Here is a 12,570-nt window from a genome sequence, read left to right on the forward strand (position 1 = left end):
AGGGTACTACAGGTGTGGGGCGCCCATAGCGGGATGATGGCCCTGTCGCACAAGCCAGATGTCGTGTTCGTTGCGCCACCGCTTTGGCTGGTGGCAGGTCGATCCGGTTTGGCGGCTGTATATGAAAACCTTCCCTTTGGAGCTTTACCATGAACGTTCACGCATTCACCCTCGCTGCCGTGTTTCTCGCCACCGGTGCCCAGTTCGCAAACGCGGCCGACGGTACCATCAACTTCAACGGCGAACTGAATGAACAAACCTGCACCATCGCTGTGGATGGGGTTGTTACTCCAGCCGTCGCTACGGTGACCCTGCCGACGATCTCCACCGGTTTGTTGACCTCTGCCGGCCAAGCGGAGGGTCGTACCGGTTTTACCATCCAATTGACCAACTGCGTCGGCCCCGCCACTACCGCCGCGGCGTTCTTCAACTCCGGCGCCTCGGTGGACCCGTTGACCGGCAACCTCCTCAACATGGCCGGTTCGGCTAAGAACGTGCAGTTGCAACTGATCGATGCTAAGGGCGGCGCTGTTATCCAGGCCGGCAACACGAACCAGCGCACCAAGACCACACGTAACACCATCGATGCCTCTGGCGCCGCCAACATGTCGTACGCCGTGCAATATCTGGCTACCGGCGCCACTGAGGCGGGTACGGTTACCAGCAGCGTGACCTACAACGTCGATTATCAATAAGCCGTCATACGTCAGCGCGCCACGATCCGGCGCGCCGATGTCTTGCGGATGAGGTGTGTTATGTCCTATCTGAACAATCTACGCCGTGGTTTTTGCCTGTTAGCGGCCGCACTGGCGTGTTCGCAGGCAATGGCCGGGGTGGTGATCACTGGCACGCGTCTTGTGTACCCTGCGAACCAGAAAGAAATCACCGTCAAGCTCAACAACAACGGCTTGATGCCTGCCTTGGTACAAGCCTGGGTGGATACTGGAGATATGCAGTCAAGCCCTACCAGTTCTAAGGCGCCGTTTGTGTTGTCGCCGCCGGTATCGCGGATCGACCCAAGCAAAGGCCAGAGCCTGAGGCTGATGTTCACCGGCGCCGCGCTGCCGAGTGACAAGGAGTCGGTGTTCTGGCTCAACGTGCTGGAGATTCCACCCAAGGCCGAGGGTGCGGTGGATCAGAATGTGCTGCAAATGGCGTTTCGTTCACGCATCAAGATCTTCTACCGCCCAGACGGCTTACCCGGCACGGCTGTCGACGCCCCGGCTATGGTGCAGTGGAAGGTGATCAGGCAAGGCCAGGAGTACGCCCTACAGGCGTTCAATCCAACGGCCTATCACGTGTCTCAAGTAGATCTCACGCTGCTGGTCGGTGAACAGCGTTACGAGAGTGAAAATGGCATGGTCGGCCCAGGCCAGACGAAGGTATTTGTTCTGCCTGGTCTGAAGTCCTTGCCGCCAACATCCGCTCAGGTGGCATACAACGCTATCAACGACTACGGCGCGTTGATGCCGATCAAGCAACCGCTCAAGCCCTGACCCCCTTCGCGACGAAACGCCTGCGCACGAGTATTTTTATGATGACCATCCAACGCCTTGGCCCCGGCCAGCAGGCGCGGCCTCGCTTTGTTTTTAATCCTGCGACGCTGCGCATTCTCAAAACTCTGACGCTGCTGCCTGTGGTACTGATTGCCGAGTCAGGCTGGGCCGAGGACGTGCAGTTCAACGATGCGTTCCTGCCCGAAGACTCGCGCTCTCTGGACCTGACGCAATACGAGAAAGGCAACCCGGTATTGCCCGGTGAGTACCGAGCAGACATGGTGATCAACGGCAAGCTGGTCATGCGTCAGGATATTCGGATCAACGCCGGCCCGGACGGCAGCAACCCTGTGGTCTGTGTCAATCGCGGTTTGCTTGAGCGGGTCGGGGTGGACATGCTCAAACTGTCGGCGCATGCCATAGCGAGTCTGGAAAGCGGCGTGACGTGCCTGGACATCGGCCAACTGATCAAAGGGGCCACGGCCAGTTTTTCCCCATCCAGCCAACAGCTGGACATCAGCATCCCTCAAATCGTATTGCGCCGCGATGCTCGTGGGTATGTCAGCCCGGAGCTGTGGGACCGGGGTGTGACCGCCGGTATGGTGAGTTACACCTTCAATGCTAACCACAACAGAACTGATTACGGCAGTGACGATTCGGCATACCTGGGCCTGAACGCGGGCCTGAACCTGGGGGATTGGCGTTTGCGTCATAACGGCTCGATGAGCTGGCAGAAACAGACTGGGCAGAACTACCAGACGCTCAACACCTACGCCCAGCGGGATGTCACCCGCCTGAAAAGCCAACTGACTGTCGGCGAGTCCAACACCAGTGGCGAGATCTTCGACACTCTGGCGTATCGCGGGGTGCAGTTAGGCACTGACGACCGCATGCTGCCCGAGTCCCAACGTGGCTATGCACCGGTTATTCGAGGGATTGCGCGCACCAGTGCACGGGTGGCTGTACGCCAGGCCGGCAACCTGCTTTTTGAGACCACCGTGGCGCCCGGCGCTTTTGTGATTGATGACTTGTATGCCACGGGCTATGGCGGCGATCTGGACGTGACCGTCTATGAAGCCGACGGCAGCGAACAGCGCTTTATCGTGCCCTATGCGGCCGCGGCGCAATTACTGCGCCCAGGCACTTCACGCTACAGCATCACTGCCGGTGAAACGCGCAATAACTTCATCTCGAACCAGGCACGGTTGGCGCAGGGCACTTATCAGTTGGGTCTGAGCAATATCTTTACCGGCTATATCGGCGGCCAGGGCAGCGACGACTATCGTGCGCTGCTGGGCGGTCTGGCATTCAGTACGCCGATCGGTGCGATGTCCATTGACGTGACCCAGGGAAGTACCCAGTTCAAAGGGGGACTGGACAGCGGCCAGAGCGTGCGTATGAGCTACAGCAAGAACATTCTCAGCACCGGCACTAACTTTGCCGTGGCCGCTACGCGATTTTCCACGCAGAAATACCTGGACTTCAACAGCGCCATATTGTTGCTGGACGCCGAACGCAACGGTATCGACACCAGCCTGTATGCCCGTGCTCGCAGTCGACTATCCCTCACTGCCAATCAGAGCTTGGGCTCGTGGGGGCAGGTAGCGTTCAGCGGCTTTTCGCAAGACTACTGGAACCAACCGGGGCGGGATGTGCAGTACCAGTTCAGTTACAACAAGCAGGTCGGTAGTGTTAGTTATGGTGTAAATGCCAACCGCAGCCGCATCGGCCTGGGAGACATGGATAACAGCCTGTTGTTTACCGTGAGCATGCCCCTGGAATTCGGTGCCTCGACCAATCAACCACAGCTGTCGGCACGCTTGTTGCGCGATACCCACGGACAATACAGCGAACAAGCGACGCTCAGTGGCACCGCAGGCCAAGATCGCCAATACAGCTATAGCCTAACCGGAGGCCATGAAGGAGCCACGGGCTCCAACAGCACAGCAATCAGTGGCCAGTACACCGGGCCCAAAGCGATGGTTGGCGCGACTGTCAGCCGTGGAGCGGGCTACGACAGTCTGTCCCTGAATGCCAGCGGCAGCGTGGTTGCCCATCCTAACGGGGTGACGCTTACGCCTTATCGCGGCGAAACCATGGCGGTGATCACTGCCGAAGGCGCCCAGGGTGCCGGGGTGGTCGGATTCCCCGGTCTTAAGCTTGATGGTCGTGGCAACGCAGTGGTGCCTTATCTGCGCCCTTACGAATTGAACGAGGTCGCCATCGATCCGTTAGGCACTTCTCTGGACGTCGAGCTTGATGAAACCAGCCAACAAGTGGCACCGCGCGCTGGTGCGGTGGTGGCGCTCAAGTACGGCACCCGTAACGGCCAAGCATTGCTGCTCAATGTGACCCTCAGCGATGGCAGCAAGCTGCCGTTCGGTGCTGGGGTGATGGATGACCGCGGCGTGTCCGTGGGTGTGGTTGGGCAGGGCGGGCAGTTGTATGCCCGCGTCAAGGACGGCGCGCGCCGGTTGTTGATCAACTGGGGTCGTCAGGCCGATCAGCAATGTGCATTGCCACTGCCGCCTGGCACCAGCGACGACAAGCAATTGCAGCAAGTCGATGTCGTTTGTTCGAGGACTCAACCCGATAATCGCATTGCTTCGTCGAGCACTGCAGGAGCAAAAAAATGAAGATATTGATCCGCGTGGCGGTTGCGGCAAGCGTGTCCCTGATGACGGGTGTAGCGATGGCCGATTGCAACTATTCAACCCCCAATGCCAGCCTGGTGCGCACCCAGCCGTTGCTGGGTGGCAACTTGACGGTTGGCCGGGATGTGCCCTTGGGTGCGGAGATTTATCGGCAGACCTTTTCGTCGGCGGCTAATTACACGATCGTGTGCTCCGCAGGTATCTATAACATTGAAACTCGACGCGACTTGCCGACCACTCCTTTACCATTGTCCAACTGGGCGGGAACGCCTTACGGCGGCCATGTCTATCAGACCGGAGTGCCCGGTATTGGAGTGGCGCTCTGGTATGCGGGCACACCGATGCCGTCTTCCCAAACTCTCCTAAACTGTGGCGGGGCGAGCGCCAACTGCTACTTGAATATCACCGGCACACTGGCTTTTGATTTGTCCTTCATAAAAATCGGTGACGTTTCGCCGGGGACGATCCAGGGTTCGTTGTTACCGACCATGACCCAGGCCCGTATCAGTACTAACTCCCTGCAGGTTCAACGGGTCAACTTCTCCGGCAGCATCAATATCGTCTCGCGCACGTGCTCTACGCCGGATGTCAATGTGCCGATGGGCAGCCATCAGCTCAGTGAGTTCTCCGGCCCCAACTCTTTTACGCCTTGGAAAGACTTTTCCATCGCACTGAACAACTGTCCGGCGTTCAACGGGTACTACCAGGAAAGTGGCCCGCACTGGGCCAGCGATGGCACTGTCAGTAACCTGGACTCACGCAAGAACAATGTGCTGCGAGTACGCCTCGACCCGACCCGCATGCCGTTGAACGCGTCGTTGGGCATCCTCAGCCTAAACCCCAGCGCCCCCGGGGATAACCCGGCCGCTACCGGTGTGGGTGTGCAAGTGGCGGACAGCGCTGGCACGCCGTTGCCATTGGCTACGTTACGCGCCAGCGGCATCACGCCGCGCGCCGAGGAGGGCGCCAGTTACAGCATCCCGTTGAAGGCCAGGTACATACAGACCGGCAACAGCATTACCGCTGGCCCGGCGAACGCAACCACCACGTTCACCCTCAACTATTACTGAGCACTCGGTCGGGCGCGCGGAATACCTTTATCTACGTTCACGCATCGTCGCGCGGATTTCATTGAGCCGCCGCGGGGCTGTTCAACTCAGTTAATGCGAGATAGTCATCATGTCCTTCTTACCGCTTCGGGTACTGGTCCTTGAAGAGCACCTGTTCCAACGTTGCGTTGCCGTCAGCCTGCTCAAGCAACTGGGGTGTGGTTATGTGCTTGAGGCTGGCAACGGCGCAGAGGCTCTGGCCGTGCTGCATGCAATGGGGCCGGTGGACGTGGTGATGTGCGACCTACACATGGAAGGCATGGATGGTCTGGACTTTATTCAGCACGTCAGCTCGACCGGCCAGGCGCTGGCGATCATTGTCAGCAGCAGCCTGCCTTGGGATGTGCGGCGCGCCGTGGGGCGGATGGCGGCATTGCTGGGGGCGAACATGCTTGGCGATGTCGGTAAACCGTTGCAACTGGAAACCTTGCAACCATTGCTTGAACGGGCGGTGACCCAACATCGCATACCGGTGAACGCACGGCCGTACGTGGAAATGGCCAGCGAGCAGCAGGTGCGCCGTGCCATCGCTGAGCAGCAATTGGAAGCTTATTACCAACCTAAATTCGATCTAATCAGCGGGGCTGTACACGGGGTGGAAGTGCTCGCACGTTGGAATCATCCGTCCCAAGGGGTGCTATCACCGGCAGTTTTTTTGCCGGCCATCGAGCGCTGGGGGTTGATGAACGACTTGCTGTTCGTGCTCATGGGCCAAGCCCTGCGCTTGCAGCGCCAGGCCAGGCGGCAACATCTATCGGTGGACCTAGCGTTCAACCTGCACGCGGCGCAGTTGGCCGAGGGGCAATTGACCGCGCGGATCAAGCGCCTGCTTGCCGTCCATCAGACGCCGTGCAGCAGCTTGACCTTCGAACTGACTGAAAGCGGCTTGCTTGAGGTCCCGGCGGTGGCTCTGGAAAACCTGGTGCGCTTGCGCATGATGGGCTGCCAATTATCGATTGATGACTTTGGCGCGGGGTTCTCCTCCTTGCAGCGCCTGTGCCAACTGCCCTTCAACGAGATCAAGCTCGATGCCGAGTTCGTTCGCGGTTTACTGCACGACCCGCGCTGTCGCGCCGTTATCGGCAGCACCCTGGCGCTGGGGCAGACCTTGGGCATGTCGGTGGTGGTCGAAGGCATTGAAACCACAGAGCAGCAGCAGGCGCTGCTGGCACTAGGGTGTACCCGAGGTCAGGGCTATTGGCATGCTCGCCCTATGAACGGCGGTGACTTATTGCGCTGGCTGCGGCGCAGTGTGCAACCGCTTAAACCCATTGAGTTGGTAGGAGCCCACCCATGATCAACAAAGCTCTGCGTATCATGATCGCCGACCCCCAGCATTTTCAGCGCCTGCGCCTGGAACGCGACTTCAACCAGCAGGGGTATTACGCGATTGCACCGGTTTCGAACCTGGAAGAAATGCTCATCTTGCTGGAGTATGGTCATACCGCATTTGACCTGGTTCTGGTGAACGCTAACTTGGCTGCCGATGTTCGTTTGGACCTCTTGGCATTCTGTCTGGACAGCCCTCGCGTTGGTCAGGTGTTCATCTACGATGTGCCGGACGCACATCTGGTGCGACTGACTGCGAAGATCAACGGACGGATCGCTGTCAGCTCTGTGCAATTGCCTGAAGGTTTACCGATCCGTCATTTATTGAGCATAGTGGACCCACTTCCCAGGCCGCTCATGCATTAATTGCTGCCCACGCGGTGACCTTCACCGACGACTAACCTCAAGTTAGTGCCGATGCTGACGACTTACTTCTTAATAACCAGAAAGGAGTACCAGCATGCGTATCAACGGTTTTTCGGCAACGACAGGTCTCCTTTGCCTCTGGGCTAGCACATGCGGCGCGGCGCAGCCGCCGAACCAAGGCACCATCAATTTCATTGGGAGTATCGCCGAGCCAGTGTGTGCGACAAATGCGCACAGTGACGCGCAGTTTGACGTCACGGGGTGCCCCAGCGCCAGCCGCGGTAACCAGTTCACGGTCCGCGGCGTGGCACCCGTGGCAAGCGTCAACGGGGCCAGTCTGCGGTTGGTGGCGGACAGCCGCAGCGGGCGTAATTACGATCAGCAGTACTTGCTGGTGGACCGTCTCGGTCAGCCGGTCAAATCGGGTGCTTATGTGATTACCCTGACGTCGCCTTGAGGCTGCGCTGCGGATGAGCGCCAACAGTCGGCCCAGAAACCTATAGAATGCTCGGCGGCGGCGCTTGTCCTGGGTGGCCGCTCGATCACCGTCAGAGTACCGCGCCCGTCAATGAGCCTTTCAAACGCAACTCCCCAGCCCAACTGGCAACCGGTCATCGCCCTGGCGTTGGCCGCTTTTGTATTCAACACCACTGAATTCGTACCCGTCGGGCTGCTCAGTGCGATTGGCGTCAGCTTCGACATGCCCATCGCCAACGTTGGTCTGATGCTCACGATTTATGCGTGGATCGTCTCGCTGACCTCGCTGCCGGTGATGCTGCTGACCCGCAACATTGAGCGGCGTAAGTTGCTGATCGTGCTGTTTGGGTTGTTTATCGCCAGCCATATCCTGTCCAGTGTCGCCACCAGCTTCGGCCTATTGATGGTCAGTCGTATCGGCATCGCCTTGTCTCATGCGCTGTTCTGGTCGATCACCGCGTCCCTGGCCGTGCGCCTGGCGCCGCAGGGCAAGCAAGTGCAAGCCCTGGGCCTGTTGGCCACCGGCACATCCCTGGCGATGGTGCTGGGCATTCCCCTGGGGCGCCTGCTCGGCGAAGCCATGGGCTGGCGCACCACGTTCCTGGTGATCGCTGCCTTTGCGGCGGGCCTGGTGTTCTGGTTGGCGCGCACCTTGCCGCTGTTGCCGAGCCAGAACTCCGGCTCCCTGCGCAGCCTGCCACTGCTGTTCAAGCGCCCGGCGCTGGTGGCGTTGTACGTGCTTACGGCAATGACCGTCACCGCGCAATTCACCGCCTACAGCTACATCGAACCGTTCGTCGAAGGGGTGGCGGGCCTGGGCGGCGGCGCCGTGACCCTGATCCTGTTGGTGTTCGGCGGCGCCGGCATCATCGGCTCGCTGTTGTTCAGCCTGGTACATCGCTTCAACCCGCACCTGTTCGTGGTCGGGACGGTGTTCCTGCTGGCGGCCTGCCTGGCGCTGTTGCTGCCGTTGAGTGGCGCCGAATCCTACCTGGTGGGCTTGAGCGTGTTCTGGGGCATGGCGATCATGGGCTTCGGCCTGGCCATGCAGTCCAAGGTGCTGGTGCTGGCACCCGACGCCACGGATGTGGCCATGGCGATGTTCTCCGGTATCTACAACATCGGCATCGGCGGCGGCGCCCTGATGGGCAGTTGGGTCGGCAGCCATTTCGGCTTCGCCTGGATCGGCGCTGCGGGCGGATTGCTGGCGGCGCTGGCGTTGGTGGGCTATTGCCTGGCGATTCGGCGGTTTGGGACGGGGGTGGTGCCGCGGGAGTAGCCAACCAATTGGCTACTCCGGGTTTTGTCAGCGAGGGACGTGGTTGCGTCCATACATCATCAGGAATCGGTCCAGTTCAGAAAAGCTGCGCTGAGGCATGGCTAGCAGGACCTGCGACATAAAGTCTTTGAGCACTTGAATGTCATTCCAGCTGGATGGCCGTTTCTTGCGTTTCTGGGACGGGCGCACTGTCTCGAACAGGGCGTTCATCGCGCGAAAGTTGTGCTGGTCGATAATGGGCAGGGGCGCGCTGTGATGTACAAGGTGCGTAATGTAGGCCGACGTGATGTAGGTCGTTTGTCGTTTGAACTGCGCCTGCCACCACTGGAAGGTTTGGTCTGGCGCTTGAGCGCAACCGGAACCGATGAACCGTGGCCAGAGCCCCTCTACCTCTGCAATCAGGTTGCGATGGCGTTGTGGGTAGTTCGGTTTGCCCCAATGGCCCCACTTCCACAGCAGCGAATCTGCAATCTGTGGGTTCTGGGCCGTTCGCGCTGAGTAAGAGGTCTTGAATGCTTGGTAATGGGCTGCCGGATACTTGAGGAAGTCGTACTCGTTCAGCACCGCGTCAAACACGGGAGCAATCCGAGCAGCGATCAGTGTGGCTTCTGAAGGTGTGGTTTTCGAAAACAATGGGGTCATGTCTTAAGTGCTTGCCTGGTCAATGATGTGTGCGGAATGTGCAATCAGCTGTGATTGCACGCCGGGTACCTTCCCCATGTGCATACATATTCCCAGAGCAGCTTGCGCTCCAAATGCTTGATGTAGGCGGTGGTGTAAGGCATGCCCATACTCACCGGGCAAGTAGACACCCAGATATGTTCGGCGGGCGTTGTTTCAAGCAGCGTCAGCCTGAAGGTGTTCCCTCCCGAGTGTCCGGCCCGTTCGCTGAAAGCCGATACATTGAATTGACGCAGCCGATCAGCCAGGCTCTGACCGGTGGTCTCACCGATATAGATAGTCGCATCGCAATTTCGGTGAGTATCTGGTTTGTGTTTGCTGCGCGCGATGAAATACACCCCGGGCAAGTGTTTACCAGGCAGTTCGCCACGGTCGGACCACGGGTGCCACTCTGAAAAACCTACTTCGCCTGACATATGTGTTCATCGTCCTTGTTGAGGTCAAGGGCGCTGATCCTATCTCAAAACATGGCTATGAGCCATCATTGTTGGCTGCGGTCGTTCTGCTGGCGATAGCCTTGGAACGCACCTATGTGGAAGGTTGCGCGAGGGTCAACCTGGCGCCTATCTAAGTTCATGGGACGGTGCAGCACCTGGGCATTTGAACTACTTTGATTGACGACCGACCCCTGCCCGGTGATGACTGATGCGTACGTTCTGGAAGCGATATGTGGCCCTGCTGGAAAACGACTTGAGTGCGCAGATTTTCGATAACGTGAAAAATCTGCTGGTGTGCGCGCTGCTGTTCGCCGCTGGCACCAATACGTTGCTCGGGCAGCAGCCGCTGTTTATCGGAGTGTTCGCCGCTAACGTAGCGGGGTGGGGGCTGATTGTGTTGTCGAGCATGCTGATGCTATTGAACGTCAGCGATGGCATCCGCCGCCTCGCTAAGTTGCGCTATCACCTGGCGCTGCAACTGCTGTTGATCCTGGTGTATCTGGTCGTGGCCGAGCGAGTGGTAGAGATTGTGTGGGGCTTTCGCGCCCACTGAAGTATCCTGCGCGCCCCGTTTACCACTGATTCAATCCACGATGACAGGACAAGACATGCAGGCGCTGCTGGAGTCGATTCTCGACGAAGTGCGCCCTTTGATCGGCCTCGGCAAAGTCGCCGGCTATATCCCCGCGCTGGCCGATGTGCCGGCCGACCAACTCGGTATCGCGGTGTACGGCAACGACGGCTCGGCTTACTGCGCCGGCGACGCCGATACGCTGTTCTCGGTGCAGAGTATTTCCAAGGTGTTCAGCCTGGTGCAGGCCATCGAACACGGCGGCGAGAGCATCTGGGAACGCCTCGGTCACGAGCCGTCGGGGCAGCCGTTCAACTCCCTGGTGCAGCTGGAATTCGAACGCGGCCGCCCGCGCAACCCATTCATCAATGCCGGCGCGTTGGTGATCTGCGACATCAACCAATCTCGCTTCGCCGTGCCAATCCTATCGATGCGCGATTTCGTGCGGCGCCTGTCCGGCAACCCGCAGATCCTGGTCAATAGCGTGGTCGCCGACTCCGAAGCCCAGCATGGCGCGCGCAACGCAGCCATGGCGTATCTGATGAAATCCTTCGGCAACTTCCACAACGACGTGGACGCGGTGCTCCACAGCTATTTCAACTATTGCGCGCTGCAAATGAGCTGCCTGGACCTGGCCAAGGCGTTCAGCTTCCTGGCCAACGAAGGCGTCAGCGCCCACAGCGGCGAACAGGTCCTTAGCGCGCGCCAGACCAAGCAAGTCAACTCGATCATGGCCACCAGCGGGCTGTATGACGAAGCGGGCAACTTTGCCTATCGCGTGGGCTTGCCGGGCAAGAGCGGTGTGGGCGGCGGAATCGTCGCGGTGGTGCCGGGTCAATTCACGGTGTGCGTGTGGTCGCCGGAGTTGAACGCGGCGGGGAATTCGCTGGCGGGGATCAAGGCGTTGGAGTTGTTGAGTGAGCGGATTGGGTGGTCGGTGTTTTGAGATGTTCCCACGCGCGTGGGAACGACCAGCCCGCTCGCCACAGAGGTTTATTCAGCGTCTTTTTTGCGTGATTTCGCCCACGGCAAAATCATGCCCACCTCCTGCTGGTACCGCCGATAACGCTCACCAAACAACGCCACCAGATCCTTTTCTTCAAAGCTGGCGCCAATGAAGATGTAAACCGTCATCCCCATCGCAAACAACAGGTGCCCAGCCGTCATATGCGGTGTTGCCCAAAAAGCGATCAGGAAACCCGTGTACAGCGGGTGACGCACGATTTTGTAAAACAGTGGCGTCCTGAATACTGGCGCCTTTGGTGTGGCTTTGCGCCAACGGTCAATAGCCTGCTTGAGTCCGAACAGCTCGAAGTGGTCGATTAAAAAGGTTGTCAGTAAAGCGATGCTCCAACCCAACCAGAACAGGCCAATTAACAGGGTCTTGGCCCACGTCGTTTCCACCTCCCAAACGGTGAGCGTCATCGGTTGCCACAGCCAGACCATCAGTACAAGCACCAGGCTGCTGAGCAATACATACGTGGAGCGTTCAAAGGACGTCGGAAAGACTGCCGCCAGCCACCGCTTGAAGCCTTTGCGTGCCATGACCGTATGCTGGACGCCGAACAGCAGAATCAGTGCGCAGTTGATCAGCATGGCGAGTGGCCAAGCGAGGAGGGGGCCATCGTTGATGTTTTTGGGCACCGCGACACTGCCGACGAAGCCGATCAAATATAAGCATGTGACTAGGAACGCCATGTAACAGCAGGTGCTGTACACCAGTGCGACGGCACGGGCGGTGCGGTTGTTGTCGAGATTCATGAGCGTGCCCTACACACAGGATGAATGGGCAGCACACCTGCAGGTCAGCCACTCCATGGTTAAGCCTAGCGGGTTTTGCGTGCGCGGTAAGCTGGGAGAATTGACAGCTCTCAGCGTTACGGGCAGCAGGATTCAGCTGATTGTGGAGTGATTCGAAAAGTCACGGGGCCGAATAACGGGCAGATATCTCTGGCGGTTCCTACAAGAAAGAAGTACCAGGTCGTCAGCCATTATTTAATGATGACCTCGCACCTTCACATTCTTCAGCAATTGCCAGACAATGCGCCCGCTGTTCCGGAGTAGTTCAGCGGTAGAACACTCGGCTCAGGACCGGGTGGGCGCTGGTTCGAATCCAGCCTCCGGACCCATCACATTGCAAGGCAATCTGGACGCATGCCCAGAGCACACAG

General features: G+C 58.9%; 13 protein-coding genes and 1 tRNA gene. 11 read left to right on the top strand and 3 right to left on the bottom strand.

Going from position 1 to position 12,570, the window contains the following annotated elements; all coding sequences use genetic code 11:
- The first annotated feature begins 149 nt into the window (after positions 1 to 149).
- From ACFZPT_RS15585 to ACFZPT_RS15620, 8 genes are all read left to right on the top strand, one after another.
- Positions 150 to 695 (top strand): fimbrial protein, encoded by a 546-nt coding sequence (locus ACFZPT_RS15585; protein WP_034114120.1) that lies wholly within the window; start codon positions 150 to 152, stop codon positions 693 to 695.
- A gap of 60 nt (positions 696 to 755) precedes the next feature.
- Positions 756 to 1,496: a fimbria/pilus periplasmic chaperone gene (locus ACFZPT_RS15590; protein WP_099311691.1), complete on the top strand. Its 741-nt coding sequence runs from the start codon at positions 756 to 758 to the stop codon at positions 1,494 to 1,496.
- A gap of 38 nt (positions 1,497 to 1,534) precedes the next feature.
- Positions 1,535 to 4,132 (top strand): fimbria/pilus outer membrane usher protein, encoded by a 2,598-nt coding sequence (locus ACFZPT_RS15595; protein ID WP_052229576.1) that lies wholly within the window; start codon positions 1,535 to 1,537, stop codon positions 4,130 to 4,132.
- A complete protein-coding gene (locus tag ACFZPT_RS15600) occupies positions 4,129 to 5,220 on the top strand; it encodes a fimbrial protein (RefSeq protein ID WP_034114117.1) in 1,092 nt (363 codons plus the stop codon). Before ACFZPT_RS15595 ends, ACFZPT_RS15600 begins: the two co-directional genes overlap by 4 nt.
- A 109-nt stretch (positions 5,221 to 5,329) precedes the next feature.
- Positions 5,330 to 6,556 carry an EAL domain-containing protein gene (locus ACFZPT_RS15605; protein WP_034114115.1) on the top strand — a complete coding sequence of 409 codons (1,227 nt, stop codon included), beginning with the start codon at positions 5,330 to 5,332 and terminating at the stop codon, positions 6,554 to 6,556.
- Positions 6,553 to 6,954: a hypothetical protein gene (locus ACFZPT_RS15610; protein ID WP_034114113.1), complete on the top strand. Its 402-nt coding sequence runs from the start codon at positions 6,553 to 6,555 to the stop codon at positions 6,952 to 6,954. Before ACFZPT_RS15605 ends, ACFZPT_RS15610 begins: the two co-directional genes overlap by 4 nt.
- A gap of 94 nt (positions 6,955 to 7,048) precedes the next feature.
- The gene (locus tag ACFZPT_RS15615; RefSeq protein WP_034114112.1) at positions 7,049 to 7,411 is read left to right on the top strand and encodes a hypothetical protein; all 363 of its coding nucleotides are present in this window, start codon (positions 7,049 to 7,051) and stop codon (positions 7,409 to 7,411) included.
- 111 nt (positions 7,412 to 7,522) lie between these two features.
- On the top strand, positions 7,523 to 8,710 hold the full coding sequence (locus ACFZPT_RS15620) for a sugar transporter (protein WP_034114111.1): 1,188 nt from the start codon (positions 7,523 to 7,525) through the stop codon (positions 8,708 to 8,710).
- Between the two features lie 27 nt (positions 8,711 to 8,737).
- On the opposite strand, the gene ACFZPT_RS15625 is transcribed toward ACFZPT_RS15620, so the two are convergent.
- The gene (locus ACFZPT_RS15625; protein ID WP_143506393.1) at positions 8,738 to 9,352 is read right to left on the bottom strand and encodes a hypothetical protein; all 615 of its coding nucleotides are present in this window, start codon (positions 9,350 to 9,352) and stop codon (positions 8,738 to 8,740) included.
- A 44-nt stretch (positions 9,353 to 9,396) separates the two neighbouring features.
- The gene (locus ACFZPT_RS15630; protein WP_080758750.1) at positions 9,397 to 9,807 is read right to left on the bottom strand and encodes a hypothetical protein; all 411 of its coding nucleotides are present in this window, start codon (positions 9,805 to 9,807) and stop codon (positions 9,397 to 9,399) included.
- A 229-nt stretch (positions 9,808 to 10,036) separates the two neighbouring features.
- Here ACFZPT_RS15630 and ACFZPT_RS15635 point away from each other — a divergent pair, with 229 nt between their 5' ends.
- Both ACFZPT_RS15635 and glsB read left to right on the top strand, forming a co-directional pair.
- On the top strand, positions 10,037 to 10,381 hold the full coding sequence (locus ACFZPT_RS15635) for a hypothetical protein (protein ID WP_034114108.1): 345 nt from the start codon (positions 10,037 to 10,039) through the stop codon (positions 10,379 to 10,381).
- Between the two features lie 55 nt (positions 10,382 to 10,436).
- Positions 10,437 to 11,345 (top strand): glutaminase B, encoded by a 909-nt coding sequence (glsB, locus tag ACFZPT_RS15640; protein ID WP_034114107.1) that lies wholly within the window; start codon positions 10,437 to 10,439, stop codon positions 11,343 to 11,345.
- A gap of 47 nt (positions 11,346 to 11,392) precedes the next feature.
- Here glsB and mddA read toward each other — a convergent pair whose 3' ends face one another.
- Positions 11,393 to 12,160 carry a methanethiol S-methyltransferase gene (gene mddA, locus ACFZPT_RS15645; RefSeq protein ID WP_034114104.1) on the bottom strand — a complete coding sequence of 256 codons (768 nt, stop codon included), beginning with the start codon at positions 12,158 to 12,160 and terminating at the stop codon, positions 11,393 to 11,395.
- A 293-nt stretch (positions 12,161 to 12,453) separates the two neighbouring features.
- Here mddA and ACFZPT_RS15650 point away from each other — a divergent pair.
- A tRNA-Leu gene (locus tag ACFZPT_RS15650) sits at positions 12,454 to 12,528 on the top strand.
- Positions 12,529 to 12,570: the final 42 nt, after the last annotated feature.

This window comes from Pseudomonas sp. MD330_10, from assembly GCF_042610415.1.
Classification (GTDB): Bacteria; Pseudomonadota; Gammaproteobacteria; order Pseudomonadales; family Pseudomonadaceae; genus Aquipseudomonas; species Aquipseudomonas rhodesiae.

Coding starts and splice junctions, on each gene's coding strand:
- ACFZPT_RS15585 (WP_034114120.1), top strand. CDS start 150: ATGAACGTTCACGCATTCACCCTCGCTGCCGTGTTTCTCGCCACCGGT.
- ACFZPT_RS15590 (WP_099311691.1), top strand. CDS start 756: ATGTCCTATCTGAACAATCTACGCCGTGGTTTTTGCCTGTTAGCGGCC.
- ACFZPT_RS15595 (WP_052229576.1), top strand. CDS start 1,535: ATGATGACCATCCAACGCCTTGGCCCCGGCCAGCAGGCGCGGCCTCGC.
- ACFZPT_RS15600 (WP_034114117.1), top strand. CDS start 4,129: ATGAAGATATTGATCCGCGTGGCGGTTGCGGCAAGCGTGTCCCTGATG.
- ACFZPT_RS15605 (WP_034114115.1), top strand. CDS start 5,330: ATGTCCTTCTTACCGCTTCGGGTACTGGTCCTTGAAGAGCACCTGTTC.
- ACFZPT_RS15610 (WP_034114113.1), top strand. CDS start 6,553: ATGATCAACAAAGCTCTGCGTATCATGATCGCCGACCCCCAGCATTTT.
- ACFZPT_RS15615 (WP_034114112.1), top strand. CDS start 7,049: ATGCGTATCAACGGTTTTTCGGCAACGACAGGTCTCCTTTGCCTCTGG.
- ACFZPT_RS15620 (WP_034114111.1), top strand. CDS start 7,523: ATGAGCCTTTCAAACGCAACTCCCCAGCCCAACTGGCAACCGGTCATC.
- ACFZPT_RS15625 (WP_143506393.1), bottom strand. CDS start 9,352: ATGACCCCATTGTTTTCGAAAACCACACCTTCAGAAGCCACACTGATC.
- ACFZPT_RS15630 (WP_080758750.1), bottom strand. CDS start 9,807: ATGTCAGGCGAAGTAGGTTTTTCAGAGTGGCACCCGTGGTCCGACCGT.
- ACFZPT_RS15635 (WP_034114108.1), top strand. CDS start 10,037: ATGCGTACGTTCTGGAAGCGATATGTGGCCCTGCTGGAAAACGACTTG.
- glsB (WP_034114107.1), top strand. CDS start 10,437: ATGCAGGCGCTGCTGGAGTCGATTCTCGACGAAGTGCGCCCTTTGATC.
- mddA (WP_034114104.1), bottom strand. CDS start 12,160: ATGAATCTCGACAACAACCGCACCGCCCGTGCCGTCGCACTGGTGTAC.